The sequence below is a fragment of the Pseudomonas petrae genome, assembly GCF_021728295.1.
GTDB classification, from domain to species: Bacteria; Pseudomonadota; Gammaproteobacteria; order Pseudomonadales; family Pseudomonadaceae; genus Aquipseudomonas; species Aquipseudomonas petrae.
Map to the genome: position 1 here is coordinate 88,343 of NZ_JAKJXE010000010.1, position 24,393 is coordinate 112,735.

Annotated in this window: 22 protein-coding genes and 2 pseudogenes; 10 read left to right on the forward strand and 14 right to left on the reverse strand. The window is 62.0% G+C overall.

The window, feature by feature from the left end:
- Positions 1–10 precede the first annotated feature (10 nt).
- From arsH to L4G42_RS18315, 4 genes are all read left to right on the forward strand, one after another.
- Positions 11–712 (forward strand): arsenical resistance protein ArsH, encoded by a 702-nt coding sequence (gene arsH / locus L4G42_RS18300; RefSeq protein WP_237250875.1) that lies wholly within the window; start codon positions 11–13, stop codon positions 710–712.
- 548 nt (positions 713–1,260) lie between these two features.
- Positions 1,261–1,578, forward strand: coding sequence for a hypothetical protein (locus tag L4G42_RS18305; RefSeq protein ID WP_237250876.1), 318 nt, complete (start codon positions 1,261–1,263; stop codon positions 1,576–1,578).
- Between the two features lie 206 nt (positions 1,579–1,784).
- Positions 1,785–2,006, forward strand: a complete 222-nt coding sequence (locus L4G42_RS18310; RefSeq protein ID WP_237259457.1) for a hypothetical protein — start codon at positions 1,785–1,787, stop codon at positions 2,004–2,006.
- A gap of 147 nt (positions 2,007–2,153) precedes the next feature.
- Complete coding sequence (locus L4G42_RS18315; protein WP_237250878.1) at positions 2,154–2,372, forward strand: hypothetical protein; 219 nt, start codon at positions 2,154–2,156, stop codon at positions 2,370–2,372.
- Between the two features lie 59 nt (positions 2,373–2,431).
- Here the strand turns inward: L4G42_RS18315 and pseH are convergent, their stop codons facing one another.
- Positions 2,432–2,986, reverse strand: a complete 555-nt coding sequence (gene pseH / locus L4G42_RS18320; protein ID WP_237250879.1) for a UDP-4-amino-4,6-dideoxy-N-acetyl-beta-L-altrosamine N-acetyltransferase — start codon at positions 2,984–2,986, stop codon at positions 2,432–2,434.
- A 168-nt stretch (positions 2,987–3,154) separates the two neighbouring features.
- On the opposite strand from pseH, the gene L4G42_RS18325 reads away from it, so the two are divergent.
- A complete protein-coding gene (locus L4G42_RS18325; protein ID WP_237250880.1) occupies positions 3,155–3,487 on the forward strand; it encodes an ElaB/YgaM/YqjD family protein in 333 nt (110 codons plus the stop codon).
- Positions 3,488–3,692: 205 nt separating this feature from the next.
- Positions 3,693–3,824 (forward strand): annotated as a pseudogene (locus tag L4G42_RS26410) (DUF2934 domain-containing protein); the annotation flags it as partial.
- 146 nt (positions 3,825–3,970) lie between these two features.
- Here L4G42_RS26410 and L4G42_RS18335 read toward each other — a convergent pair.
- From L4G42_RS18335 to mltA, 3 genes are all read right to left on the reverse strand, one after another.
- A complete protein-coding gene (locus L4G42_RS18335) occupies positions 3,971–5,182 on the reverse strand; it encodes an MFS transporter (protein ID WP_237260993.1) in 1,212 nt (403 codons plus the stop codon).
- 109 nt (positions 5,183–5,291) lie between these two features.
- Positions 5,292–5,897 carry a GNAT family N-acetyltransferase gene (locus L4G42_RS18340; protein WP_237250883.1) on the reverse strand — a complete coding sequence of 202 codons (606 nt, stop codon included), beginning with the start codon at positions 5,895–5,897 and terminating at the stop codon, positions 5,292–5,294.
- A gap of 6 nt (positions 5,898–5,903) precedes the next feature.
- A complete protein-coding gene (gene mltA / locus L4G42_RS18345) occupies positions 5,904–7,061 on the reverse strand; it encodes a murein transglycosylase A (RefSeq protein WP_237251037.1) in 1,158 nt (385 codons plus the stop codon).
- 100 nt (positions 7,062–7,161) lie between these two features.
- Between mltA and L4G42_RS26415 the strand changes: the two are divergent.
- A pseudogene (locus L4G42_RS26415) lies at positions 7,162–7,269 on the forward strand (hypothetical protein); the annotation flags it as partial.
- Positions 7,270–7,383: 114 nt separating this feature from the next.
- Positions 7,384–9,378: a methyl-accepting chemotaxis protein gene (locus L4G42_RS18350; protein ID WP_237250884.1), complete on the forward strand. Its 1,995-nt coding sequence runs from the start codon at positions 7,384–7,386 to the stop codon at positions 9,376–9,378.
- Positions 9,379–9,447: 69 nt separating this feature from the next.
- Here the strand turns inward: L4G42_RS18350 and L4G42_RS18355 are convergent, their stop codons facing one another.
- From L4G42_RS18355 to ppnN, 5 genes are all read right to left on the reverse strand, one after another.
- Complete coding sequence (locus tag L4G42_RS18355; protein WP_237250885.1) at positions 9,448–9,894, reverse strand: CBS domain-containing protein; 447 nt, start codon at positions 9,892–9,894, stop codon at positions 9,448–9,450.
- A 160-nt stretch (positions 9,895–10,054) separates the two neighbouring features.
- Positions 10,055–10,510, reverse strand: a complete 456-nt coding sequence (locus L4G42_RS18360; protein WP_237260995.1) for a type III secretion system chaperone — start codon at positions 10,508–10,510, stop codon at positions 10,055–10,057.
- 56 nt (positions 10,511–10,566) lie between these two features.
- Positions 10,567–15,354: an AvrE-family type 3 secretion system effector gene (locus L4G42_RS18365; RefSeq protein ID WP_237260997.1), complete on the reverse strand. Its 4,788-nt coding sequence runs from the start codon at positions 15,352–15,354 to the stop codon at positions 10,567–10,569.
- Positions 15,355–15,433: 79 nt separating this feature from the next.
- Positions 15,434–16,027, reverse strand: a complete 594-nt coding sequence (locus L4G42_RS18370; RefSeq protein ID WP_237250888.1) for a GNAT family N-acetyltransferase — start codon at positions 16,025–16,027, stop codon at positions 15,434–15,436.
- Positions 16,028–16,157: 130 nt separating this feature from the next.
- The gene (ppnN, locus tag L4G42_RS18375; RefSeq protein WP_237250889.1) at positions 16,158–17,531 is read right to left on the reverse strand and encodes a nucleotide 5'-monophosphate nucleosidase PpnN; all 1,374 of its coding nucleotides are present in this window, start codon (positions 17,529–17,531) and stop codon (positions 16,158–16,160) included.
- Positions 17,532–17,731: 200 nt separating this feature from the next.
- On the opposite strand from ppnN, the gene L4G42_RS18380 reads away from it, so the two are divergent.
- Both L4G42_RS18380 and L4G42_RS18385 read left to right on the forward strand, forming a co-directional pair.
- Positions 17,732–18,259, forward strand: a complete 528-nt coding sequence (locus L4G42_RS18380; protein WP_237250890.1) for a sterol desaturase family protein — start codon at positions 17,732–17,734, stop codon at positions 18,257–18,259.
- Between the two features lie 131 nt (positions 18,260–18,390).
- On the forward strand, positions 18,391–19,110 hold the full coding sequence (locus L4G42_RS18385; protein ID WP_237250891.1) for a dienelactone hydrolase family protein: 720 nt from the start codon (positions 18,391–18,393) through the stop codon (positions 19,108–19,110).
- A gap of 21 nt (positions 19,111–19,131) precedes the next feature.
- On the opposite strand, the gene L4G42_RS18390 is transcribed toward L4G42_RS18385, so the two are convergent.
- The 5 genes from L4G42_RS18390 to L4G42_RS18410 all read right to left on the reverse strand — a co-directional run bounded on the left by L4G42_RS18390 (position 19,132) and on the right by L4G42_RS18410 (position 24,176).
- On the reverse strand, positions 19,132–19,851 hold the full coding sequence (locus tag L4G42_RS18390) for an SDR family oxidoreductase (protein WP_237259454.1): 720 nt from the start codon (positions 19,849–19,851) through the stop codon (positions 19,132–19,134).
- 56 nt (positions 19,852–19,907) lie between these two features.
- On the reverse strand, positions 19,908–20,891 hold the full coding sequence (locus L4G42_RS18395) for a sugar-binding transcriptional regulator (RefSeq protein WP_237250893.1): 984 nt from the start codon (positions 20,889–20,891) through the stop codon (positions 19,908–19,910).
- Between the two features lie 36 nt (positions 20,892–20,927).
- Positions 20,928–21,794 (reverse strand): carbohydrate ABC transporter permease, encoded by an 867-nt coding sequence (locus L4G42_RS18400; protein WP_237250894.1) that lies wholly within the window; start codon positions 21,792–21,794, stop codon positions 20,928–20,930.
- A gap of 1 nt (position 21,795) precedes the next feature.
- Positions 21,796–22,701: a carbohydrate ABC transporter permease gene (locus L4G42_RS18405; RefSeq protein WP_237250895.1), complete on the reverse strand. Its 906-nt coding sequence runs from the start codon at positions 22,699–22,701 to the stop codon at positions 21,796–21,798.
- Between the two features lie 140 nt (positions 22,702–22,841).
- Complete coding sequence (locus L4G42_RS18410; RefSeq protein WP_237250896.1) at positions 22,842–24,176, reverse strand: ABC transporter substrate-binding protein; 1,335 nt, start codon at positions 24,174–24,176, stop codon at positions 22,842–22,844.
- Positions 24,177–24,393: the final 217 nt, after the last annotated feature.

The window sequence follows — 24,393 nt, forward strand, 5'->3', positions numbered from 1 at the left end:
AGGAGGACATATGCAAGAGGAACTCCCTAATCTCGACCTTTCACTCTTCGACGGCATGCAGGCTTCGCCCGGGCTAAGTGGTGACAAACCGCGCATCCTCCTGCTCTACGGGTCGACCCGCGAGCGCTCGTTCAGCCGTCTGTTAACCGAGGAAGCGGCGCGTCTGCTGGAGTATTTCGGTGCAGAGACGCGCCTGTTCAATCCCTCTGGATTGCCTCTGCCGGATGACGCTCCGGTGGATCATCCCAAGGTTCAGGAACTGCGCGAGCTGGTGCTGTGGTCTGAGGGCCAGGTCTGGTGTTCACCAGAACGGCACGGTGCGATGTCGGCTGTGTTCAAGGCGCAGATCGACTGGATACCGCTCGAACTCGGAGCCGTACGCCCTACGCAGGCCAAAACCCTGGCGGTCATGCAGGTGTGTGGCGGCTCGCAGTCCTTCAATGTGGTAAATCAGCTGCGCGTGCTGGGTCGCTGGATGCGGATGTTCACCATCCCCAATCAGTCCTCGGTGCCGAAGGCCTACATGGAGTTCGATGAAGCCGGCCGGATGAAGCCTTCTGCGTATTACGACCGGGTGGTTGACGTGATGGAAGAGCTGGTCAAGTTCACCGTGCTTTTGCGTGACCGCCAGGCTTATCTGGTGGATCGCTACTCTGAACGCAAGGAAACCGCGGAACAGCTCATGGCTCGCGTCAATCAGCGCTCGATTTGAGGTCCTGATGACTACTGAAATTGAAGTCCGAACGGCCCGACTGGAAGATGCCGCAACGATCCAGGCTATCTATGCTCCGGTTGTAGCCGAGGCTGCGATGTCGTTCGAAAACGCGAGAGCGAACGTCTAACCGGGGTGGGCCGCACGCTTTTAGACGGACGAAATCAGATCCGAAAGTTCAACCGCACCCCTTGCAGAATGCGGTATGTAGCCGGTGGTTTATAAAAAAGTATGGGAACGACAATCGCCTCTAAAGGGACAGGGCGCTTGATGTTCACTACCGGTCTCGAAATCAGGTTAAGCAGTCATCGTTGTGACTGTCACCACTGGAGGGGCAGGGTGGGGATTTTCGGGGGTTGGCTGTATTCGGTGCGGATCGGTACGGCATAGTTTGCAGCGTGCGCCGGTAAAGGTTCAATTGAATCAATAGCTTACGAATAGCCTCAAACGTGGTTTGTTTGGGGTCGAGTATTCGAGTCAATCCGCCGGCCACGCCCTCGAATGACAGCAAATGGCTACCGCCGGTCCGGCCTTTATGACGATTTGCAATGAACCGTCGATTACGGGGTCAGAGTTATCCCTTCGTTATGAGCAAAAATATGCTTGCTTCAGATATGAACGCCGAAGACAGCGGGCGCCTGCTGGATGAGCTCAACCGAGCTACGGCAGAGCTCATGTCCATCGACAGTGCCGCTTTCGGGCGTGAGCCATGGCAAATGGCACATCGTCGTCAGCAAGCTGCATTTGCCGCGTGGCTGCTTTTCATTAGAAAAGACCCTGTCTTTCAGAACCGGTCAAAAAGCTCGCCGCTTGAGGCCGAGCATGCCGCCACGCGTCTGCCGGCGGCTGATGGCCTCGGTTGCTGACTGCGCGGGATATCGGTCACCACACCCACTGTGTAGTGCGGTGACCGTCCTTCGACCCTAGCCAGCTCATGCGCACGTCTCGTAATGGTCGAGGCACCGGCGAACCACAGCCGACAAACCGCTCATCCATCATCCGGCACTAATCCCCCTCAACTCAGCTCTGTCCTATATGCGCAGATTTCCTGCGACTCGTACTGGAGGTCATCATGGGTATCGAAGACAACGGACCAGAGAGCGCGTATCCAGGCCCTGCCGAGCCGGGTAGTGAAAAAGAGGTCTATCCGGACGCAAGCTCAGACTCGGCCGAAGGCGCGGATGAGGATACCGACGCAGCCTCTGCGGCCCGAAACAAGGGCCTGGACGAAATGGAGATTGCAGACAATCCCCCCGTGGACGAAGACGAGGAGCCATCTCCGGGCAACAGCTAGACACAGCGCCTCACACCAAACCTCACCCCGCGTGGGGTTTTTCTTACAACACGACTGATGTGTTACACAAATGAGCCACTCGTCGGAACGCGCGCACTATCAACGCGTTGGCTACTCAATTCAATAGCCAAAAAAAATGGACCGATTATGCGACCTCAGACTATCGATCTCCCTAACGCACTCGACCTGATCAGCGAGCTGGATCAGGCGACCGAGCAAATGATGTCTATCCCCGTTGACCACATAGGGGGCGTGCAGTGGGAGGAAGCGTTTGTCAGGCAGCAGAGCGCCTTCAGAAAATGGCGCGACTATTTGTATTGCAAGGCAGATGAACGTCCCGCTGTACGGTTGATGAACATCGCGTGAAGCGTGCGTTGTTGCCGCCGGATCCTGCTCTCGCGGAGCACGGAAGCCCGCGCAACGATCTACCGACGCCCGGCAATCCGCTCCACGGCAGATAGCACCTTGGGCCGCTGCGCCTGCCATTCGCCTTTGGTAATGCCCAGCATTACCGCGTTGATACGCCTGCCATCACGCACGATGTGCTCCCGCCGTACGCCCTCAATCATGAAGCCGAATTTCTGGTGCATCTTGATCACCGCCGGATTGATCTCAAGCACTTCGCAGTTGAGTTTCTCCAGTCCTGCGGCGCCGAACGCGTAGTCGAGCATCCATAACTCCACCTGACTGCCGAGGCCTTTGCCCTGCAGCGTGGTGTCGAGGTAGAAGGCCCAGTCAGCCGTGCCGTGGGTGGTGTTGATGGCACTCAGGGACACCACGCCGACAGGCGCAGCTTCAATCACGATGACGAAGACCCGCTGCCGGGAACCGGAGCGCAGCCCCTCAAGCCAGGCCAGGTGCTCGGTTTCGCTGATTTCATGGTCCGTGTACATAAACTTGCGCACGTCTGGCTGGTTGCGCAGTTGCCGGACGAGGGCTTGCTGGTCAGCGGGCAGCTCGAGGATCGGCACGACTTTCATGGAGTCCCTTTTGAACACGTCATACGGCGATTGAGTCCCGATTCAGCCTGCACGGCGAGCGTTGCTTGATCGCGTGCAGCGCAGCAAAAAGGGGTTTTTTCAAAGTCACTGGAACGAATCGATTGGCGCTTCAGTCAACCTTTCTCACACCCAGGAGGCAGAATTATCATGGCAAGCGATATCACAGAAAAACTGCGTGACGATCTTTATCAGAAAACCCGTTCCGAGCTGAACACTTTTCTCGATGAGACCAATGCCTTGCTGGCGGCAGGGGATGCCTTGAACGAGGATCGCACCACCCAGGCCCATGAGCGGCTCAAGGATTTTCTGGCCCGAGGCACCAGCGCGGTCACTGAGGTCGAACTGGATGCGCAGCCTGCGCTGACCCGTGCAGTGGGCAATGCGAAATCCTACGTCACCACCCATCCGTGGGCGGCCGTCGGTGTTGCGGCGGGCCTGGGCCTGGTGGCCAGCCTGCTGCTCAAACGCACCAGGGATTGAGGAGGCTATCGTGGTTCGCCGTCGATCTCCGGTGGATCCGTTAAGCCCGACCAGCGGCCGGCTTGCGTTCGCCGGTCTTTGCACGCCCGTCATTTACCCTCGTTACCGGCTGGTACTGTTCATGGCGGGTACCGTAGCGGACGATGGATTCGGTACCGCTCTGGCGCCGGCCAATGTCTTGCGCAAGCATAAATGGGGGATACGCATGAATGTCGACGAAGACACTGTTCGTCAGTTGGCCCAGTTGATCTGGGAGACCGAAGGCAAGCCTGAAGGGCAGGAGTCCCGTCACTGGGAAATGGCGACACGCCTGGCGGAGTCCGCTGCCATGGCGCCGGTCCGCACTTCAAGCAAGCACAAAGTCGATACGTTATTCCCGTCGCCCGATGAGGCAGACACCGACGTGTGACAGGTCTAGAGCTCGCCCAGGCGCAGTGTCAGGGCGACGCTCGGATCAACGTCGCAATCAAACAGCGCCCCGCTTCAGACTGACCCGCAAGCCTGCCGGGCCAACCGAAGATCAGCCTGCCGCGCATCCATCAGCGCCCAATACCACATGCCCAGCCCGCCAAGCGTCAATGCCGCTGCAACATAGCCCGTGGCCGGCAGACCGTAGCCTGCCGCAATCACCGCGCCACCCGCCAGCGGACCAATGGCGTTGGCCAGATTAAACGCGCTTTGCACCAGCGCACCCGCGAGAGATTGCGCATGGGGCGCGACGTCCATCAGGCGGGTTTGCAGGATCGCCGCCAGGCCCACGCCGCAACCGATGAAAAACACCAGCGGAATGAGCAGCCAGAGGTTGTCGGTGGCCGAGGGGTACAGCGCCAGCACCAGCGCGGTGAACCCCAGCGAGACGCCAGCGGCGAGCATCGTGGCGCGGTCGGCGGCCCAGCCACAAACCAGGTTGCCCGCCGTGGTGCCCAAGCCAAACACGGCCATCACCACCGGGATCATGGAACTCGATGCATGGGTGACGTCGATCAGCGTGGCGGCCAGATAGGTGTACACGCAGAAAATTCCGCCGAAGCCAATGCCGGCGATGCCAAGGGTCAGCCAGACCTGCCGCGAGCGCAGGGCGTTGAGCTCGCGCAACGGGCTGGCGTCGGTATCCGCCGGGGACGCGGGCGCGAGGCAGCGGATCAACAGCGCTGTGATGGCAGCCAGCCCGGCAACGATGGCCATGCCCCAGCGCCAGCCGATGGTCTGGCCGATCCAGGTGGCGAACGGCACGCCGATGATGGTGGCGATGGTCAGCCCCATGAACACCCGGGAAACCGCTTGGGCACGGCGATTCTTCGGCACCAGCGAAGCGGCCAGCAGCATCGCCACACCGAAGTACGCGCCATGGGGGAAACCGCTGAGAAAGCGGAAAAACACCAACCATGGCAGCGAAGGGGCGACGGCGCTCAGCCCATTGGCGATCCCGATGAAAGCGGCCAGTGCCACCAGCAAGGCCCGTCGCGGCAGACGAACGCCGAGCACCATGATGACGGGCGAACCCACCACCACGCCCAACGCGTAGGCACTGATGGCATGCCCGGCCAGCGGCTGGGTGACATGGAAGTCACTGGCAATGAACGGCAGCAACGTCATTGACGCGAATTCAGTAGTGCCGATGGCGAACGCGCCCATGGCAAGGGCGAACAGCAGCCAGCCCATGTTGAAATCATGCGGGGTGTCGGAGGTATTCATGGGGATTGAGACAGGGTTCCGATGAGAAACATGCTGTTATACCTGAAACCGGTTTCAGATCAACCTGCATTCGGCAGCCAGGGTTAAACGTGTTCTTTAACGCATTGCATCAGATTACCCGCGCCATGCGCGCTGTCAGCATCGTCTTCACCTCGGGCCATTCGTCATCGATGATGCTGAAGCGTACGGAGTTGCGTTTGCGACCGTCGGGCATGATCCGCTCGTGGCGCACGATGCCTTCCTGACGCGCGCCGATGCGCAGAATCGCGGCGCGGGAATGCTCGTTCAGCTCGTCGGTAGTGAACTGCACCCGGACGCATTGCATCACCTCGAAGGCGTAACGCAGCAGCAGGTATTTCATCTCGGTATTCAGCCCCGAGCGCTGCACTGATTGCCCGAGCCAGGTATGGCCAATTTCCAGCTTGCGGTTATGGCGGTCGATCTTCCAGAAACGCGTGCTGCCGACGACCTCGCCTGAACTGCGCTGCACAATCGCGAAAGGCATGACGGTGCCGGCGGCTCGACCGGCCAATGCGGTGTCCACATAGTGCTGCACTGTGGACGGCCCCGGAATCACTGTCACTTTCATGTTCCACAGCTCACCGTCCTCGGCCGCGCGCACCAGCAGGGGCGCATGATGCGTTTCGAGGGGCACGAGTTCGACACGTTCGCCGGTCAAGGTCACGTGCTCGCTGGGGAAGGTGGCTGGGCTCATGGGTAATCAGTCCTTGGGTTTGGCATCGGGCAGGGCGGCGCCCTTGGGCCACAGCATCCAGATCTGGCCTTGTTGCTTCATGTTCCCGGCCAGCTCGCCGGCCGCGTCGCCGGTGCCCCAGAACATGTCAGCGCGCACTTCGCCGGCGATGGCGCCGCCGGTGTCCTGCGCAGCCACCGGGCGCACCAGCGGCGTGCCGTCGGGACGGGTCGACGACAGCCACAACAGGCTACCGAGTGGGATCACCTTGCGGTCGATGGCGACGCTGTAACCGGCAGTCAGCGGCACGTTCAGCGAACCGCGCGGGCCTTCGGTGCTGTCCGGGCGCAGGGTGAAGAACACGTAGCTCGGGTTGCTGCCCAGCAGTTCATTCACGCGTTCAGGGTGCGCAATCGCCCAGTCGCGGATGCGGCCCATGGACACTTCGTCCTTGGTCAATTGCCCTTGCTCCACCAGCCAGCGGCCGATCGGCTTGTACGGGTAGCCGTTCTGATCGGCGTAGGCGATGCGCAGCTGACGGCCGTTCTCCAGCTGAACCCGACCCGATCCCTGGATTTGCAGGAACTGCAGGTCGATGGGGTTTTCCAGCCAGGCCAGCACGGGGGCATTGGCGCCTTTGTTGCCGATGGTCGCGGCATCGTCGTAGGGACGCAGCACCCGCCCGTCAAGCCGCCCGCGCAGGCGCTTGCCCTTGAGCTCCGGATAGATGCTGTCGAGGTTGACGATGATCAGGTCATCGGGCACACCATACACCGCCACCGGGTGCGCGTCGTTGCGCTGCTCGCTACCTTTATAGATCGGTTCGTAATAGCCGGTGATCAGCCCGTTGGCGCCGTGCTCGGAGGAACGCAGGCTGTAGACCTGCAGCTGATTCTTGAGAAAGTCGCGCACCGCCGCTGGGTTTTGCGGCACCTGCGCGGCGAGGGCGCACGTGCCGCCCCAGACCGGTTCCTTGGCCAGACGCTTGCACGCCGAGAACCAGCTGTTGTAACCCGCCATCAGGTCGGTGTCGTTCACCGCCGGCAGTTTGTCCCATTCGACGCTGACGTAGGTCGTCGCTTCGGTGGGCTTGGTCTTCGGCGCGCCGCCGTCACAGGCAGCGAGCAGGGCGATCAGTGGAGCGAGGCAGAATACGAAACGGCGCCAGTGCAGGCTTGTGGTCATCACGCGGGGTGTTTCCTGAAAATCATGCGAAGGCGGCTAGCTTGGTGAAAGCCGAGGGCCGCGTCAAATGGATGAGGGAATCATTTGCATGAAAGCCGACGTGGCACGCCTTGACCTGCTCAACCAGATGCTCGACGAGCGGTATAGACGGATCGGTTTGAATTACGCCCGGAGTTTGCTGTTCTTGAACTTCCTGCCGGTGCAATGACGCCCCGCTACGCCGGGAAAAACCTTTTTTACTCCTCATCCTTGTCGACTTTCGGTCGATAGCTAATTTGGCGTTGCGCAAAACAACTACAAAATTCATGGCATGGGGTCGACGATGTTTAAAACAGTGCAGGCGCGATATACGGTCATATTTGTGGCCTTGATGGTGGTGATCGCCGTGATCACCCAACAGGGCATCGTTCACTTGGTCACGCCCAAGGTCCGCGCGACGCAGGAGCAGGTGGTGCTGAGCCAGGTTGATCAGATCGGCACGCGTATTCTGTCGGACTTGGCGCGCGTAGAAGCCCAGTCCCGGGCGATCACCCAGGCGGTGCCGCTGCTGGACAGCGATGGCATCGACAAAGTGCTGCCAGGCCTGGTCGATCAGTACGGCGATCAGAAAGTCTTCGGCGGCGGCGTCTGGCCGATGCCGGACAAACGCACCCCGGGGCGCAACAAACACAGCTCGTTTTTCCACCGTGACGGCAGTGGCCAGCTGGTGGTGAGCACGTTCTGGAACTCCGACCCTGCGCCCAACTACTGGGAACAGCCGTGGCACCGTGCCGGGCAGAACGCACCCAAAGGCAAATGCGCCTGGGCCGCGGCCTATCAGGACGAAGCCAGCCCGCAGCCGCGCACCAACTGCGCAATGGGCATCTACAAGGATGGCGCGCTTTACGGCGTTTCGACCATCGACGTCACCCTGGGCTTCTTCAACGGGCTGATCCAGGAAAAGGAAAAAGAAATTCAGGGTCAGGTGATGATCGTCGAGCGCGACGGCAAGATCCTCACCAATCAGAGCCGCATCCCCGGCGAAATCATCCTCAAGAACATCGCAGGCTTCAGCGGCCAGTCGATGTTCGCCAAGGCCGTTCAGGACGGTCTGGGCAAAGTCTCTGGCGACGCTGTGTATTCCCAGGAATACATCGACCCCCAGCTGGGTGACCTGACCTTCTTCCTGCGTCCTGTCGTGGGCACGCCGTGGATGATTGCCACGTCGCTGCCGACGGCCATGCTCACCGCCAGCAGTACCGAAGTGCTGAAGACCCTGGGCTGGTTGCAGATTCCACTGGTCATTCTGTTGCTGGTGGTGCTGGGCTTTGCCTTCCACCGTCTTCTTGCACGCCTGACCGTTCTGCGTACCAACATCGACGCGCTGTCTTCGGGTGAAGCCGACCTGACGCGCCGTATTCCGATCAACGGCCAGGACGAACTGGACGCTGTCGGCCATTCGGTGAACAAGTTCATCGCCTTCCAGCAGGCCATGATTGTCGAGGTGCGCAGCGGCACCGAGCAGATCTCTGCCGGACTGGTGCAGTTGCAGGATCAGTCGCGCAACATCAACCAGATCCTCAACCGTCACGCCTCGGAAACCGATCAGGCCGTGACCGCGATCAACGAGATGAGCGCCACCGCCGACAGCGTCGCCGAGAGCGCTACGCAGACGGCGAGCTTTACCCAATCGGCGAACGATGCCGCGCAGCGTTCCCGGGACGTCGTCGACGAAGCGTCGGTCAGCGTGCGGGCGTTGGTGGCAGAAGTTGAAGACGCGACCAGGTACGTGCAGGAAATGCAGGTCGACGCCAAGCGCATCACTGATGTGCTCGGGGTCATCGGCGGCATTGCCCAGCAAACCAACCTGTTGGCCCTGAACGCGGCCATCGAAGCGGCGCGGGCAGGCGAGCAGGGTCGTGGCTTTGCGGTGGTGGCCGATGAGGTGCGGGCGCTGGCCGGTCGCACCCAACAGAGCACGTCGGAGATCAACGAGATGCTCGCGCGGCTGGAGCAGGGCGTGAGCACCGCGGTGGGCGCGATGGAAAAAACCAAGGTCAGTTGCCAGTCGACTGCCGACCGAACGTCGCGGGTCAACGAAGGCCTGGATGGCATGGCAGGTTCGGTGCTGCGCATTCATGACCTGAGCGCGCACATTGCGACGGCGGCAGAGGAGCAGAGCGCGGTGAGCGAGGAGATCAACCAGAACATGATCGCCATCCGGCACATGGTCGGTGAACTGGTGGGCTGTGGTCACCAGACCGACACCAGCGTTGACGCGCTGATGGCGTCCAACGAGCGGCTGGTGGCGATGATCGATCGCTTCAAGGTTCGCTAACCGGCAATCCATTCACTCGTGCAAAGCAAAGCCGGAGCCCTTGAAGCTCCGGCTTTTACGTTTGTGGGCTCAGTAGCTTTCGCCGCGAATGTACTCCTGCATTTTTTCGATCAGCCTGGCCTGTTCCGCAATAGCCTCCTTGACCAGGTCGCCGATGGACAACAAGCCGACCAGTTGGCCTTCATCCACCACCGGTAAATGGCGCAATCGGCGGTCGGTCATGATGTTCATGCAGTGATCGACCGTGTGCTGAGAACCCACGGTCTGTACGTCGTGGGTCATGATGTCGCTGACCGGGGTGCCGGCCGAGGCGCGGCCCTTGAGCTCCATCTTGCGGGCGTAATCCCGCTCGCTGACGATGCCTACCACCTTGCCGTCGCGCACCACCGGCACGGCACCGATGTTTTTCTCGGCCATCAACTTGATCGCCTCGATGACCATCTCCCCGGGCCCGACGGTGTGGACGTCAGCGTGATGCGGGTCTTTCAACTTCAGTAGTTCGGCTACGGTCGTCATGCTGGCCTCTCCGGCGCGTTTCTTGTGAGCACGGCCAATCCGGCCGTGCATAGAGAATCGTCGAGAGATGGCATTCCGGCAAGTTTGAAAGCGCCATGCCCAGCCCTGAAAGCGTCACCGACCCGATTTCGCGTTGCAGCCTCGGTGCGCCGGCGCCAGGTCAGCCGATCCGCCGCGACAGGCCACCCTGTGCCTGAGCATGAATCGGTGCCTTTGCCGGCGGTGCGGCACGCTGTTGCAGCAGGCCCGCAACGTCGCGGGTCTGCAGGACGAATCCTTGCACCCAATCCACGAACGTCAGCTCATCGAGGGCCGTGAGCGGCAGTTGTGTGCACAGGCGCACCGAGTGCTGCTCATCCAGCGCCAGCCAGCAGCCGCTCATGGCGCCGCTGTCGAAGTTGAGCCTCATCAGCCGCTCATACAGGCTCGGGTCGGGGCGCAGCGGCAGTTTGCAATGCAGGATCGCGACGTCGCCCGCCGCTGGAATCTCGATGATGACCACTTCGCGGCCCTCGTCGAACAGCGCACACACGCCGTTTTCGAGTTGCAACGCGGTGCCCAGTTGTTTGCCCAGTGCCTGAATGCAGGCGTCTGCTTGTGTCGTCGTGTTCATCATCTGCGGTGTCCTGTCCGGGGTTTCAATTCGATCAAGGGAGGGTCAAGGGCGGCTGCCTAGCGCGGCCGGAAGGCGCCGTTGTTGGCCTGGCCCAGTTCTTGTGCGGGCTGCGAGTCGCCACGGTCGGCAATGTCACCGTCTGCGGAGGCCTTTTTCGGCTTCGTCTGGTCCATGCCGTACTCGAAGGTGACTTCGCCCATGAGGCGTTCGATGCTCAGGGCGCTGCCGCTCTTGTAGCTAACGAATGGGAGCGGAGTGCCAAACGAGTCTTCTTTTGCTGCGGTCTTGAAGACCGCGATGCTCTTGATGCGCAGATTGTTCTTGTCGCTGAGCATGTCCTTGAGCATTTCGTCGGTCAGCCGTCCGCTCAATGCGCCGTCTTCGATGCGCTGCTTGATGTCGTCGCGGACCTCAAGCTTGATTTCCGCGCGAGTGGTGCCCTTGGTGTCCTTCATCGCATCGAGCAGGCCTTTGAACTGCGGGTCGGCGCTCATCATGTCGTGGATGCGCTGGGCGTTGCCTTCGTTGCAGTCGCGGCCGAGCATCTGTTTGACGCGGTCGATCTGCCGCTTGGAGGGCGCGGCCTGATCCAGGCGGTTGACGTTGTTGTGCTTGACTACCATGTCCATCAGCGACATCAGGCTCGAGCCCTGGCCGGCAGCGGTATTCTGCCGGTCGAGCTGCCGCAGGCTCTGGCGCGCGGCGTATTGCGCGTCGTTGTCGTCAGGCTGATTTGTCTGGTATTTGCGCTTGAGGTCCTGCAGCACCTGTTCAGGGTTCTTGCCATCGAGCGGCGGATTCTTGCTCATGCCGGGGAAGGCCTTCTCTAGGCTTTCGCTCAGGGCTTTGACGTCGGCATGTTGCAGCGGGAGCGCGTTCTTGAAGCGTACGTCGTAGGTCTTGCCGGTTTTGTTGTCAAACGCCAGCGTTGCGCTGACCCCCAAGGGGGCGGCGCCGGCCACGAACAGGTTGCTGGGGCGTGAGGTAAAGACGGTGCTGAACATCCGTGCGTAGCCGGTCACCGAGCCTTTTTCGAGGAAGCGCGCGCGGTTGCTGCTGTAGATATCGGTGTGCAGGCCGTCGCTGCCGTGGCCCTCGGTACGTTCCCGTTCGGCGCTCAGCAGTGACAGGCTGCCCAGCAGGCCGGCGCCGAAGCGCATGAAGGCGGCCACGGGCTCAGCATCGGTCTGGCCTTTGTTGGTACGGGACTCCAGGTTGACCCCCGCATCCAGGTCGAACGAGTGCTTGCCGGTGGTGCGCACTTCCTTCTCGACGCCGCGATCCATCAGCTCCATGGGTTTGAGGCCAGCCTGGGTCGGGCGCTTGCTGCTGGCCAGCGGTGTCTGCATCAGGTCGGCCATGAAATCATCGATTTCGTCGTCACGGATAAAAAAGCTCAGCGCCGTACTGTTGGCGTATTTGTACTTGGCGTCCAGGCTGCCGCCGAACCAGCCTCCGTTGGTCTGGAGGTTGGCGTGACTGTCTCCCGGCGTCGTTTTAGTGTCGCTTTTCCCGCCGCCAAAACCGAAGCTTCCCGTGCCGCTGATGGCGCCTTCGCGGCTCATGGATACTTTGAGTCCGCGGTCGAAGCGGGTGAAGGTGAGGCCGTAGTTGCGCTCCGGATCGATATTGCCGCGAAAGCCGAGGAACGCGGGTTCCGCCGGGCCTGCAATACCGCCGACGATGCCGCCGCCGTAATTGCGGTTGAGCTTGACGCTTTCCCGGGGTTCGAGATCGCGAAGCGCCTGGGTCAGGCTGCGCGTGACGTCGGCGTTATTTGGGCCGGCAGGGGTTTGCAGCCCCTGCAGCACGTTGCGCTTGAGCGGGTGATTGTCCTTGCGCAAGTGCTTGAGCAGGTTCTTGGTGGCGTCGTAACTGGCTTCGAGGGAGGCGTGGTCACGGAAGCCCGCGTCGGTGTAGCGCTTGACCGGGCTGCCTTCGTAGGCCTCGTTGTGCAAGGTCGCCAACGCGGTGGCGATCGTGCCGAAATCCTTGGCGCCCGGCTTGTTCACTTCATCGGCAAACCCGTCGAGGGCGGCGCTGATGTCGTTGAGCACCTTGACGTCCAGCGCCAGGCGGGCGCGCAGCAGCGCCTGGTTATCGCCTTGGGTGCGAGAACCATCCAGCGGATTCTGAGTGTTGCGACGCTCCAGCGTAAAATGCGCATTCTGCAGCGAGGTGAGCATCTGTCCCAGCTCATGGGCGTTGTCGAGGCCGCTGTGGCGCAGGACGCTGGCCACTTGCGGCAGCATGTCATTAGCCTGAGGCTTGCCATGAAAGGCCGGGTTGAGCGCACCATTCTTCAGCAGGGCGCCCTCGTCCTGGGCCAGTTCGCGGAGGGTTTTCTGCAGGTCCTCGGTGACGCTGGTCTGAAACCAGTTGAACAGGTCAGCCAGCTCGCCCGATTCAGGTGAGGTCAAGCGGGGCGCCAGGTCATTGATGCGCTCGGCCATGGGTCGCGCTGGAGCGCCAGTCGCGGCGGTGGCACGCGTGTCCAGTTCGCGCAGCAGCGCGGTTTCTTCGGTGTAGATCGGCCTCAGGCCTTCACGGCCTTTCCAGGCATGCTGAATGCTGTCGGCCGGCACTTTTGCGGCACCGGTCAGCGAAAGATGAGCAGTCAGATAGTTCTGCCTGAGGGTGGCGGGGGCATATTGCTTCACCTTCATGCTCTCGACATTGTTGCTGCCCATCACGTTGACAGTGACCTTGGCCGTGCCTCTGCGCAGGGTCTCCGGCTCGGCTGCGGCGAGCCGGTTGAACGCCGCGTGATCATTGCGCGGGGCTGCCGGTGCCGGTGCTGCGGCTTCCCATCCGGTGGCGGTTTTGACGAATTCACCGGCGCTGGTGGTGGCCAGCAGGCGTCCGTCGTGATTCGGGCGCAGGTCCTCAAGCGTGGCGTCCAGTGGGGTGTCCGGGCCCAGAACCGCGTGCCAGGTGCGTTGAGGATTCAGTTTTCGAGCATTGGCGTCATCGCCGGTCAGTTGAAACAGGGTGCCATCTCGCAGGGCAAACCAGTGCTTGCCCCCCGTGCTGATCGCCTGGATATCGCCATCGCCGGGCGGCTTTGGCAGCAGCGCGCGCTCGCCGTTCTGGTCGTGCAGGCGCAGCTCACCGTCGCTCAGGGTCATGAAATTCTGGTCGTTCTGCACCGCCAGTTTGTCGGCCACCAGATGCTCGGCCCCGCGCAGGGCAGTGCCTTTGGCTTCGGTCCCGCGACCTTGCAGGGCCAGGTCGGCGCCGCGACCCATGTCGTGGGCGGCGGCCTGGGGGGCCACTTTCAACTGCTTGAGCTTGCCGTCCTTGTCGATGATGTAAGCGAACCCGTCCTGGCCTGCCTGCAGCGCTTTGATGTCCTTTTCGGTGGTCTTCTTCCATTCCTCGGTGCGCGGGTCTTGCACCAGAAGCGTGTTGTCATGGCTGGCGATTTTGCCGCGGGGCAGCTGGATCTGTGTGGCGGCGCCAGGGTTCAGGACGGGCAAGCCGCGCTGGCGATCCATGACCAGTGGCGCCATGGACCAGCCGGGGACGAAGTCCTGTCTTTTGTCATCCCATGCAGCGCTGTGCTCCAGGCCTTGCTGATCCTTGACCCGGGCGTGCAGGACATTTGCTTCATCGTGAAAGAAGTCGCTGACGGTATGGTTGCCGAAGGCCGCCTGCAGGGCGCGCGAGGGTGGCGCCTCCTGCAGCGTGAGTTCGCCTGCGACGAACCTCGTTTGCTGCCGCTCGTCGACGGTCGGCATCGTCGCCTGCAGCAGTTTGCCCGATGCCGTCGTCGCCAGCAGACGCTGCCCCGCGATGGCCACCGACTTGGGTTTCATGGCCTCGTCGTTGTCCGTACCGGTGGGCGTGATCAGGTGATGCACGTCATGATCGTCCGGGCCAAATCTGTTGCGTTGTTCGAGCAACTGCCGGGCCTGGGGATCTTCGCTGAGCGCCATCAGCTCACCGTCCGGCGAGCGTCCCAGCGCCGTGACCTTGTGCTCGAAACTCAGCGGCGTCGTCAGGTCATTCAGCGAGTACACCTTGCCCTGGTCGTTGAGCCCGAACAGGTCGCCGGCACCCCCGTTGTGCAGGCTCTTTAGGGTTGCGCCCTGGGTGTTCTCCTGCCATTGACCCCCTTGCAACGCGTACAGCTTATTTTCGTGAATCCGCCAGGCTGTGTTGCCGGCGTCTTTGTGCACGCCGGTGATCTGCGCGCGATGGGCGTCGGTAGGCATCGCCACATGAGAGGCATTGTAGGGCCGGTTTTCACTGCTTTTGAACAGGGAAATGGCCGCATCACTGGCATGGGCGTGCAGCAACCGGTGCTGCGTATCGACCAGCAGGTATTCGGTTTTTTCTGCGCTCTGATTGAGCTCCGCCAGGCCCTGATAGCGCTGGTCGTGTTTGCTCAGAATGCCTTCGAGCAGGCGCTCGGTGCGATTGGTCTGGCCAGGGGCGCCAAAGGCCAGTTTTTGATTGTGCAGCGCCATGCTCAGCCGGGGTGTCAGCGGGACGGCTGGGTGCTGGCCTGTCGTCGGGCCGGTGGGTGCGGGACCGGTTGGCGGCACAGGCGCGTGTCCCTGTGCCGTGGCGGAAGCAGTTGCGGCATTGGGTGCCAGCGCAGTGTGCGTGGTGTTCCCAGCCCCAGAGGCGCGAGGGATGGACGAGGCGTCGCCTGGCCGGGCCTTGAACAGACCGCCTGCGAAGTTACGGCTTTTCTGCAGCGTTGAACGGCTGGCAGTGGCCATGCGCGACAGCACATTTTTGCGCTGCGCGGGTCCGGGCCCGGTTGCCGCGCCAGAGTTCAGGTGGGTGGTGCCGACATTTGTGGTCTGGCCACGTAAGACTGGAGGTAAAGCCATGCTGACGCCGTCCATGCAAGTGAGTGCTTTGCAGGTGAGTGGCGTCAGGCGGCGGGTGGTTCCCGATTTTCTGAAAAGATCAGGCAGGTCCGGCAGAGGGCTTGCGCCGGGGGCGGGAGATCACCGACTCGATATTCTTGCGGCCGATCAGCAGCGGGCTTTTGGCTTTGCGCGAGGCCGGCATATCGGCCAGCCATTTGTACATGACAAGGCAATCCACCAGCCCGAGCCGGGCGTGGCGGTAAGCGCGAGGCAGACGGCCGACGACCTCAAAACCGAGTTTCTGCCAGAGCGCGACGGCGACTTCGTTGGTGGCCACCACGGAGTTGAACTGCATGGCCGAGAAGCCGCTGTCCAGCGCCAGTTGCTGGGAGTGCTCGCACATCAGGCGCGCGACGCCGCGACCCCGCGCGGCCGGGGTGACCATGTAGCCGCAGTTGCTGACATGACTGCCAGGGCCGGCAGCGTTGGCCTTGAGGTAATAGCTGCCGAGCAGCACGCCGTCTTCTTCGGCGATCAGCGTGTGCAGTGGGTATTCCAGCCACAGGTGCCGGGCGTTTTCATGGGTCAGGTCGGGGGCGTAGGCATAGGTTTCCTGCGCCAGAACCACGGCCTGAAAGGTGGGCCAGAAGACCGTAAAGTCGTCGGCGGTCATGGGGCGGATGTGGATCATGGGCATTCCATGGAGTGGCGAACATCACCAGTAGGAACCGGCTTGCTGCGAGCCGGCTCCTACAGGAACTGCGTTTATTCCGGACAGCGTGGGAAGCCGCCGGATGTCAGGTAGCGCTACATCAGGTCAGTCAGGACACCACCCGATAACACGGCACATACGCCGCGCCACCCGGCAGCTTCATCCGGTGCTGCTCGACGAAGGCCTGCAACAGCTTGTCCAGCGGCTTCATCACTTCGGCGTCACCGTGGATTTCATACGGGCCATGTTCCTCGATCAGGCGAATACCCTTGTCCTTGACGTTGCCCGCCACAATCCCGGAAAACGCCCGGCGCAGGTTGGCCGCCAGTTCGTGGGGCGGCAGGTCGCGGCGCAGTTGCAGGCTGGCCATGTTGGCGTGGGTCGGGTCGAACGGACGCTGGAAGCTCTCTTCGATCTTCAGCAGCCAGTTGAAGTGGAATGCGTCGGCGCGGTCGCGGCGGAACTGGCGCACCGAAGCAAGGCCCAGGGTCATCTGCCGCGCCACTTCCGACGGGTTGTCGATGATGATCTGGTAATGCTTGTGCGCTTCTTCGCCCAGGGTCGTGCTGACGAACGCGTGCAATTGCTCCAGATACGGCGCGGTGCTTTTCGGACCCGTGAGAATGACCGGGAACGGCAGCTCCTGGTTGTCCGGGTGCATGAGGATACCGAGCAGGTAGAGGAACTCCTCCGCCGTGCCCGCGCCACCCGGGAAAATGATGATGCCGTGGCCGACGCGCACGAAGGCTTCCAGACGCTTTTCGATGTCCGGCAGGATCACCAGTTCGTTGACGATCGGGTTCGGCGCTTCGGCCGCGATGATGCCCGGCTCGGTCAGGCCCAGGTAACGGCCGCCCGTGATGCGCTGCTTGGCGTGGGCAATGGTTGCGCCCTTCATTGGGCCCTTCATCACGCCAGGGCCGCAACCGGTGCAGATGTCCAGCTTGCGCAGGCCCAGTTCATGGCCGACTTTCTTGGTGTATTTGTATTCTTCGGTGTTGATCGAGTGGCCGCCCCAGCACACCACCATCTTCGGTTCGACGCCGGGGCGCAGGGTGCGGGCGTTGCGCAGCAGGTGGAAAACGTAATCGGTGATGCCCTGGGAGCTGCTCAGGTCGATGCGCTGGCTGTCGAGCTCGCTCTCGGTGTAGACGATGTCGCGCAGGGCGCTGAAGAGCATTTCCCGGGTGCTGGCAATCATCTCGCCGTCGACGAAGGCGTCGGCCGGAGCGTTGACCAATTCAAGGCGCACGCCACGGTCTTGCTGATGGATGCGCACTTCGAAGTCCTGGTAGGCCTCGAGGATGGTTTTGGCGTTATCAACATGGGCGCCGGTGTTGAGGATGGCCAGGGCGCACTGGCGGAACAGGGTGTAAATGCTGCCAGAGCCTGCGGCGCTGAGCTGTTGGACTTCACGTTGCGACAGTGTTTCCAGGCTGCCCTTTGGGCTGACCGAAGCGTTGATGACGTGTCTTGGAGCCATGCTTGATTCCTTGAAAGCGGTGCCGGGCGCCGCGAGGGGGCAGGGCACGAATACAGTGAACGTCCGAGACGCTCACCCATGGGGCCATTTTTTACATCGGTTGGTCAGGAAAGCAAACGTTGTGAGCGCGAATCTGGAAATTTCCCCTGACCCCGGTATGCTGCACGTCGACGCCCAGACCCATCGGCCTTCCCGACGCTATGATCTTCAACTTCACGATTTTTCTCCTCACCCTTGTCGCCATGGAAGGGGTCGGCTTTCTCGCCCACAAGTACCTCATGCACGGCTGGGGCTGGTTCCTGCACAAGTCCCACCACGAAGAACAGCTCGGCGCGTTCGAAACCAATGACGTTTATCTGCTGGCGCTGGGCCTGGTGGCGATCGCGCTGATCGTCGCGGGCAACAGCGGCCATGACCCGCTGCAATGGGTGGGCGCCGGCGTTGCGGCGTTCGGCCTGATCTACGTGTTTGTTCACGACGGGATGGTCCATCGCCACTGGCCTGCGCGACCACGGCCGCGCAGTCGCTACCTCAAACGCCTCTATCACGGGCATTTGATGCACCACGCGGTGAAAGGTCGTCACAACAGCGTGTCGTTCGGCTTCCTTTATGCGCCCTCGGCGGCCACCCTGAAAAATCAGCTGCGCGATCATCGGTCCGGCTACAGCGGGGACCCCTGCCGGGACCTCAGTGGCACGGCCATGGGCACGGATCTGCAGAACGGCTGAACGGATTCCACGCCGAACCTGTCATTAATTTCATGTGCGTCACGCTGTTCAGCGTAGCGTTGCTGTCGTAGAACTGACGGTCAGTCGTCTCACGCTGTTAATCAAACCGAATTTCCTATCCGGAGAATCCCATGACTCAAGCATCGACACAGGCAACGGGCAAGACCATCACGTTCAAACGCCCGGACGGCAAAGAATTGAGTGGCTATCTGGCCAGCCCGGCCAAGACCGAAGGCGCACCCGCCGTGGTGGTGATTCAGGAATGGTGGGGCCTCAACGACCAGATCCGTGGCGTGGCCGACCGGCTTGCAGCCTCCGGTTATCTGGCCTTGGTGCCCGATCTTTACCGTGGCGAAATGACGGTTGAGGAAGAAGAAGCCCATCACCTGATGGACAAACTCGACTTCGCCGATGCCGCCACCCAGGACATTCGCGGCGCCGTGCAGTACCTCAAGGGCCACAGCCAGAAAGTCGGTGTCACCGGCTTTTGCATGGGCGGCGCGCTGACCCTGCTGGCACTCAACTTCATCCCCGAGCTGTCCGCCGGCGTGGTGTTCTACGGCATGCCGCCGCTGGAATTCCTCGACCCTGCGGCGATCAAGGTGCCGGTGCTGGCGCACTGGGGCACGCAGGATGAATTCTTCCCGGCGGATGGCGTCGATCAGCTCGAAGCCAAACTCAGCGAAGGCGGCGTCGACGTGGAATTCCACCGCTACCTGGCGCACCACGCCTTTGCCAACGAAACCGCCGTCGGCCCTGGCCGGATCCCGGGCACGCAATACGACCCGGTCTGGGCGCAACTGGCCATGGACCGCACGCTGACCTTCTTCGGCCGCACCTTGTGGGGCTGAGCGAGGGCTGAGTCGTGCGGCTCAACCCGCGCTGAAACCGCCGTCCACGGTCAGCGTCACGCCGTTGATCATCCCGGCGTCGTCGCTGAGCAAGAAGGCGATGGTCGCGGCGATTTCCCTGGGCTGTACGAAACGGCCCAGGGGAATCCGCGACAGCATCGCGCCGGCCTTGACCGGGTCGCTCCAGGCCTTGTCTGCCATCGGCGTCAACGTCACCACCGGGTTGACGCTGTTGACGCGAATGCCATGGGGGCCAAGCTCGACGGCCATCACCCGGGTCATCGCATCCAGCGCGGCTTTCGACGCACAGTAGGCCAGATGATCCCGGGTGCCGACCGCTGCAGCCAGGCTTGAGACGTTGACGATGGCGCCCGGCACACCGCGAGCGATCAGGTCGCGGGCGACGATTTGCGCCACGACCATCGGTGCCCGGGTGTTCACCGCCATCAAGTGATCGAAGGTCTCGATCGAGGTGTCGAGAAACGACTCCAGCTCGACCACTCCCGCACAGTTGACCAACAGATCGATGGGCAGCACCGACCTCACGGCCGTGCGGGTGGCGTCGACGTCGGCCAGGTCCGCCACCAGCGTTTGCGCGCAATACGCCAGATCCTCCGGATTGCGTCCCATGGCGATGACCTCGGCGCCGCACTGCTCCAGCCACTGCACGGTTTCCCGGCCAATGCCCTTGCCCGCGCCGGTGACCAGAATCCGCTTGCCGCCAAAGTCATGATGGGCCATCGCGATCGCTCCAGAAGGGAAGGTAGGACCGGCTTTAGCCGGGAAGGCGGCAGTCGTCATAATGAGTTGTCATCGAGGAGTTGCCGGGCCGCGCTTTCGTCGATGACCAGCTCATGGACGAAATTGCGCAGCAGCACCGCGCGAATGATGTCCGCCTTGTACGGCCCGCCGGAGACCAGCACGACCTTCTTGATCCGCTGCAGGTCTTCGAGGTCCAGCGAGACGGCGCGCCGGTTCAGCGGGTGATCGACTTCGATGCCGTTACGGTCCAGCCAGCGGCCGAGGAGATCGCCCACGGCACCGGCGGCACGCAGCGAGGACGCGTCCTCATCATTGACCAGCCCCAGTTCCAGCATGAGTGAGCGCTCGCTCAAATCACCGACGGTGAGCAATGCAAGGTCGGCCTGCCGCGCCTTACCGAGCACGGCCTGCACCGAGGCCTCTTCGAGGTACATGTCGCGGTAGCGCTCCGACGGCGCGAACACCGGCGCGGCGAGGTAGTACCAGGAGCCGCCGAACAGCCCGGCGAAGCTTGAGGCGATCTCCACCGTGTTGTTGGCCGAGCCGTAATGCAGACCACCGAGCAGCGACAGCACGGTCAGGTTCGGCAGCGCCCGCGCGGAAAGTTCGCGCACCGCCTGGCGCAGCGTGCGGCCCCAGCCCACGGCGACGATGCTGCCGTCGACGAGGTATTGCTCGATGCTCGGCGCGATGCCGACGCCGAGCACACGAAAGATGCTCGACGGGTCATCCGGCGAGGGCACGACGGTCACGCGACGCAGGCCGAAACGCGTTTGCAGGCGGTCTTCCAGTTCGATGCAGGCGGCCAGCGGCGAAGTGATGCGAATCTGCACCACGCCGGTTTCGCGGCACGTCGCCAGGGCCTTGTTGACCCGCACACGGGTGATGCCCAATCGGTCGGCAATCTGCTGCTGGGTCATGTTGTTGACGTAATAGGACCAGGCGATGCGAATATTGAGCTGGTCCTCGGCGTTCACCGGTTCGGTGTTGACGGGGGTTTCCGGGTAAAGGTTTTGCACGGCGGTGTCCTTACTGTGGCCGGTAAAGCGGGGCGTCTATTTCACGGCGCCCATGGTCAGCCCTTGTACCAGATGCTTGGAAACCATCAACGCGAAGATAATCACCGGGAACACGATCAGTGTGCCGGTGGCCATGATCTCGCCCCAGGGCAAGTCGTAGCCGCTCATGAAACTGGTGGCGGTCACGGGCGCGGTGCGGGCGATGTTGCGCGTCAGCACCAGCGCATAGAGCAGCTCGTTCCAGGAAAAGATGAACGAAAAGATCGCCGACACCGCCACCCCCGGCATCGCCAGCGGCAAGGCGATGCGCCAGAAGATGGTGAAACGGGACGCGCCCGACAGCCGCGCGGCTTCGTCCAGGTCCTTCGGCACGCCGCGAAACTGGTCGGTGCAGATCCACACCACGATGGGCAGGTTGAAGGTCAGGTAGATCAGGATCAGCACCAGATGGGTGTCGATCAGGCCCATGTTGCGCGCCATCAGAAAGATCGGCAGCGCCACGACGATCGGGCTGAGCATGCGGTTGGTGATGAACCAGAACCACAGGTCCTCCTTGCCCTTGAATTCAAACCGCGCCAGCGCATAAGCCGCCGGTGTGCCGAGGCCAACCGCGAGCACGGTGGTGCAGACCGCGACGATCAGCGAGTTGCCGAGGCTGTGCAGCACGTCGCGCTCGAACAGCACTTTTACGTAGTTATCCAGGTGCGGCGTGAACGCCCAGATCGGCGGCGAGGCGAGGGCTTCGGCCTGGGTCTTGAGGCTGGTGGCGACCATCCAGTAGAACGGAAACACCGCGAACAGGAAGATCGCCAGCAGGCCGACCAGATGCCAGCCATTGACTCTCGCCCGCGGGCCAACGAGGGCGGGGGTGGCCGGGTTTTGTGCAGCTGCAACGATGGCCATGTCAGATCTCCCGATAAACGAATTTGATGTACAGCCGGGCCAGCACGATGGTCAGGATCAGCATGAGGATCGCCTGCGCCGACGCGACGCCCTGATCGAACACACGAAAGCCGATGCGCTGGATGTACACGCTGACCAGTTCGGTCGCCGCACCCGGCCCGCCGCGGGTCATGGTGAACACGGTGTCGAACATCTTGAGGATGTCAGCGGTGCGCAGAATCAAAATCACCGTCGCGCTGGGCAGCAGAAACGGCAGCTGCACGTAACGCACGATCTGCCAGCGGCTGCGGGTTTCGAGGCGCGCGGCCTCTTCGATTTCATTGGGCACCATGGTCAGCCCGGCCAGCAGCACCAGCGCGCAGAAGGGCGTCCATTGCCAGATGTCCATCAGCGCCACGGCAATAAACGCGTTGGTGGTGTCGCCCAGCCATTCGACCGGCCCGGCATTGACCAGTGAGAGCAGGGCGTTGGCCACACCGAAATCGCGATTGAAGATCAGCCGGCCAATCAGCCCGGCCACGGCGGGCGCGGTGGCCAGCGGGATGACCAGGCTCATGCGCGCCAGCAGCTTGAAACCGGACAGACCGGGCTTGTGCAGCATCAACGCGATGATCAGCCCCAGCGCCAGCTGGATCGGCACCACCGTGATGAGAAACAGCCCGGTTCGCCCCAGCGCGGCCCAGAACGAAGCGTCATTGAGCACGTTGAGGTAGTTGTCGAAGCCGATGAAAGGCGTCGCGTCTTTTGGCCGGGCGAGGTTGTACTGGCGGAACGAGTTGACCAGCGCGAACACCGTCGGAAAGATGCCGATCAGCGCTAAAGCAACGGTGGCCGGCGCAAGAAAGGCAAAGGCGGCGCGGGTGTTGTTCCACAGGGTCGGGAACGGGGTTTTTTTCTTGTTCGGCATGGAGGTGAGTCTCGAGTCGATCAGGGACAGACGGCCGAGCCCCTGTAGGAGCGCGCTTGCCCGCGATTGCGGTATGTCAGAACTGGACATGTCGCAGACACATTGCAATCGCGGGCAAGCGCGCTCCTACAGGTGGGGTATTACTTCAATAGCTTAGCTTTGCCGTCGTAATACCCCGCCTTCTTCAGGATCTCCTCCATCCTGCTGCCAATCGCCTTGGCGCCGGCCTCCACGCTGGTTTTGCCGAGCATGATCGCGGTGCCGTTTTCGCCGACCACTTCGGAAATCTCCGGCCATTGCGGGAAGCGAGGGCGGTAGTCAGGCACGCCGCCTTCCCACGAGGTCACCATCGGCTGCACGAACGGGTATTTCTTCTGCACGTCGGCGTCCTTGTACACCGACATCCGCCCGCTCACGCCACCGGCGTCCAGATACGGCCGGGCCATGGCTTCGGACGTGACCCACTGAATGAACAGCCACGCTGCCCCCTTCTGTTTTTCGTCGGACTTGGCGTTTACGCCCAGAGAGAAACCGCCCAGGGCCGGCTTCAGACCGGCCGGGCCTTTGGGTTCGGTGGCCACGGCGAGGCAATCGGTGATCTTGGATTTTGTCGGGTCGGCCAGGGTGCCGTAGAACGCCGACCATTCGGTGATCATCGCCACTTTACCCTGGGCGAGGGCGTTGACCGCTTCGTTGTGGTCGTAATCGACGATGCCCGGCGGCATGTATTTCATCAGGTCCTGACGAAATTGCAGGCCTTGCTGGGACGCCTTGGAATTGAGGTTGGACTTGAATTTGTCGTCCAGCAGCGAGCCGCCGAACGGCCAGAGGAACCGCATGAAGCTGTCCGCCGATTGCGTTTCACCGCGCCGCGATTGCAGGGCGTAGGCGTACCGGCCCTTGGCCTTGTCGGTGAGTTTGGGCGCGTAGTCCTTGAGCAGCTCGTCCCACGTGGCCGGCGGCTTTTCGAAGCCGGCGTCCTTGAGCATGCACTTGTTGTAGAACAGCAGGCCGGAGTAGTTATCGAACGGCAGGCCGTAGGTCTGTTTGTCCCAACTGCCGAACGACTCCAGCAGGATCGGGAAGAACCCTTCCAGCTTGAGGTCCGGGTCGGCGAGCTTGGCGTCCTGGGTGAAGGTGGTGACCGGTTCAAGCCAGCCGTTGCCGGCGAATTCGCCGATCCACACCACGTCCGTCAGCACGACGTCGAGCTGCTCACCGGAGGTGAAACTCAAGACCTCGCGTTCGCGGCTATTCTCATAGGGGACGGTTTCGTAGCTGACTTTGATGCCGGTTTTCTTTTCGAACTCCGGCAGCAGTTTGATGGCGGCGGCGTAACCAGGGCGGTCGAGGAAAATTGCCTTGATTTCGGTGCCCTTGTACGGCGCGGCGGCCTCTTCCAGCGTCCAGGCCTGCGCGGCGCCGGAACCTAGCGCGATCGACAGGGCGAGGGCATTCCATACCAGCTTCTTCATTGACGTGACCTCATTATTGTTGTGGGTGAGGGTTACGCGGGACATGTGCTTAGCGATGCATGCAGGGTACTGATGGTCTTCCCTGGCCGGAATGCGGGGCAGGTAAGCCCGTTCTGGCGAGTTCCTTGACATTTGTAATTTACGAATTACAAATGATCGTAGGACGAAATGCATGGCTGTCAAGTCAGCGTGCCGTCGCCGTTGCTGCCTGTGACAG

Bases quoted from the DNA above. Each gene is read 5' to 3' on its own strand.
- L4G42_RS18370 (WP_237250888.1), bottom strand. From the start codon at position 16,027: ATGATCCACATCCGCCCCATGACCGCCGACGACTTTACGGTCTTCTGG.
- L4G42_RS18325 (WP_237250880.1), top strand. From the start codon at position 3,155: ATGGCAAGCGATATCACAGAAAAACTGCGTGACGATCTTTATCAGAAA.
- L4G42_RS18350 (WP_237250884.1), top strand. From the start codon at position 7,384: ATGTTTAAAACAGTGCAGGCGCGATATACGGTCATATTTGTGGCCTTG.
- L4G42_RS18315 (WP_237250878.1), top strand. From the start codon at position 2,154: ATGCGACCTCAGACTATCGATCTCCCTAACGCACTCGACCTGATCAGC.
- L4G42_RS18385 (WP_237250891.1), top strand. From the start codon at position 18,391: ATGACTCAAGCATCGACACAGGCAACGGGCAAGACCATCACGTTCAAA.
- L4G42_RS18365 (WP_237260997.1), bottom strand. From the start codon at position 15,354: ATGGCTTTACCTCCAGTCTTACGTGGCCAGACCACAAATGTCGGCACC.
- L4G42_RS18310 (WP_237259457.1), top strand. From the start codon at position 1,785: ATGGGTATCGAAGACAACGGACCAGAGAGCGCGTATCCAGGCCCTGCC.
- L4G42_RS18400 (WP_237250894.1), bottom strand. From the start codon at position 21,794: ATGGCCATCGTTGCAGCTGCACAAAACCCGGCCACCCCCGCCCTCGTT.
- L4G42_RS18410 (WP_237250896.1), bottom strand. From the start codon at position 24,176: ATGAAGAAGCTGGTATGGAATGCCCTCGCCCTGTCGATCGCGCTAGGT.
- mltA (WP_237251037.1), bottom strand. From the start codon at position 7,061: ATGACCACAAGCCTGCACTGGCGCCGTTTCGTATTCTGCCTCGCTCCA.
- L4G42_RS18305 (WP_237250876.1), top strand. From the start codon at position 1,261: ATGAACCGTCGATTACGGGGTCAGAGTTATCCCTTCGTTATGAGCAAA.
- L4G42_RS18360 (WP_237260995.1), bottom strand. From the start codon at position 10,510: ATGATGAACACGACGACACAAGCAGACGCCTGCATTCAGGCACTGGGC.
- pseH (WP_237250879.1), bottom strand. From the start codon at position 2,986: ATGAAAGTCGTGCCGATCCTCGAGCTGCCCGCTGACCAGCAAGCCCTC.
- ppnN (WP_237250889.1), bottom strand. From the start codon at position 17,531: ATGGCTCCAAGACACGTCATCAACGCTTCGGTCAGCCCAAAGGGCAGC.
- L4G42_RS18335 (WP_237260993.1), bottom strand. From the start codon at position 5,182: ATGAATACCTCCGACACCCCGCATGATTTCAACATGGGCTGGCTGCTG.
- L4G42_RS18390 (WP_237259454.1), bottom strand. From the start codon at position 19,851: ATGGCCCATCATGACTTTGGCGGCAAGCGGATTCTGGTCACCGGCGCG.
- L4G42_RS18340 (WP_237250883.1), bottom strand. From the start codon at position 5,897: ATGAGCCCAGCCACCTTCCCCAGCGAGCACGTGACCTTGACCGGCGAA.
- L4G42_RS18380 (WP_237250890.1), top strand. From the start codon at position 17,732: ATGATCTTCAACTTCACGATTTTTCTCCTCACCCTTGTCGCCATGGAA.
- L4G42_RS18355 (WP_237250885.1), bottom strand. From the start codon at position 9,894: ATGACGACCGTAGCCGAACTACTGAAGTTGAAAGACCCGCATCACGCT.
- L4G42_RS18405 (WP_237250895.1), bottom strand. From the start codon at position 22,701: ATGCCGAACAAGAAAAAAACCCCGTTCCCGACCCTGTGGAACAACACC.
- arsH (WP_237250875.1), top strand. From the start codon at position 11: ATGCAAGAGGAACTCCCTAATCTCGACCTTTCACTCTTCGACGGCATG.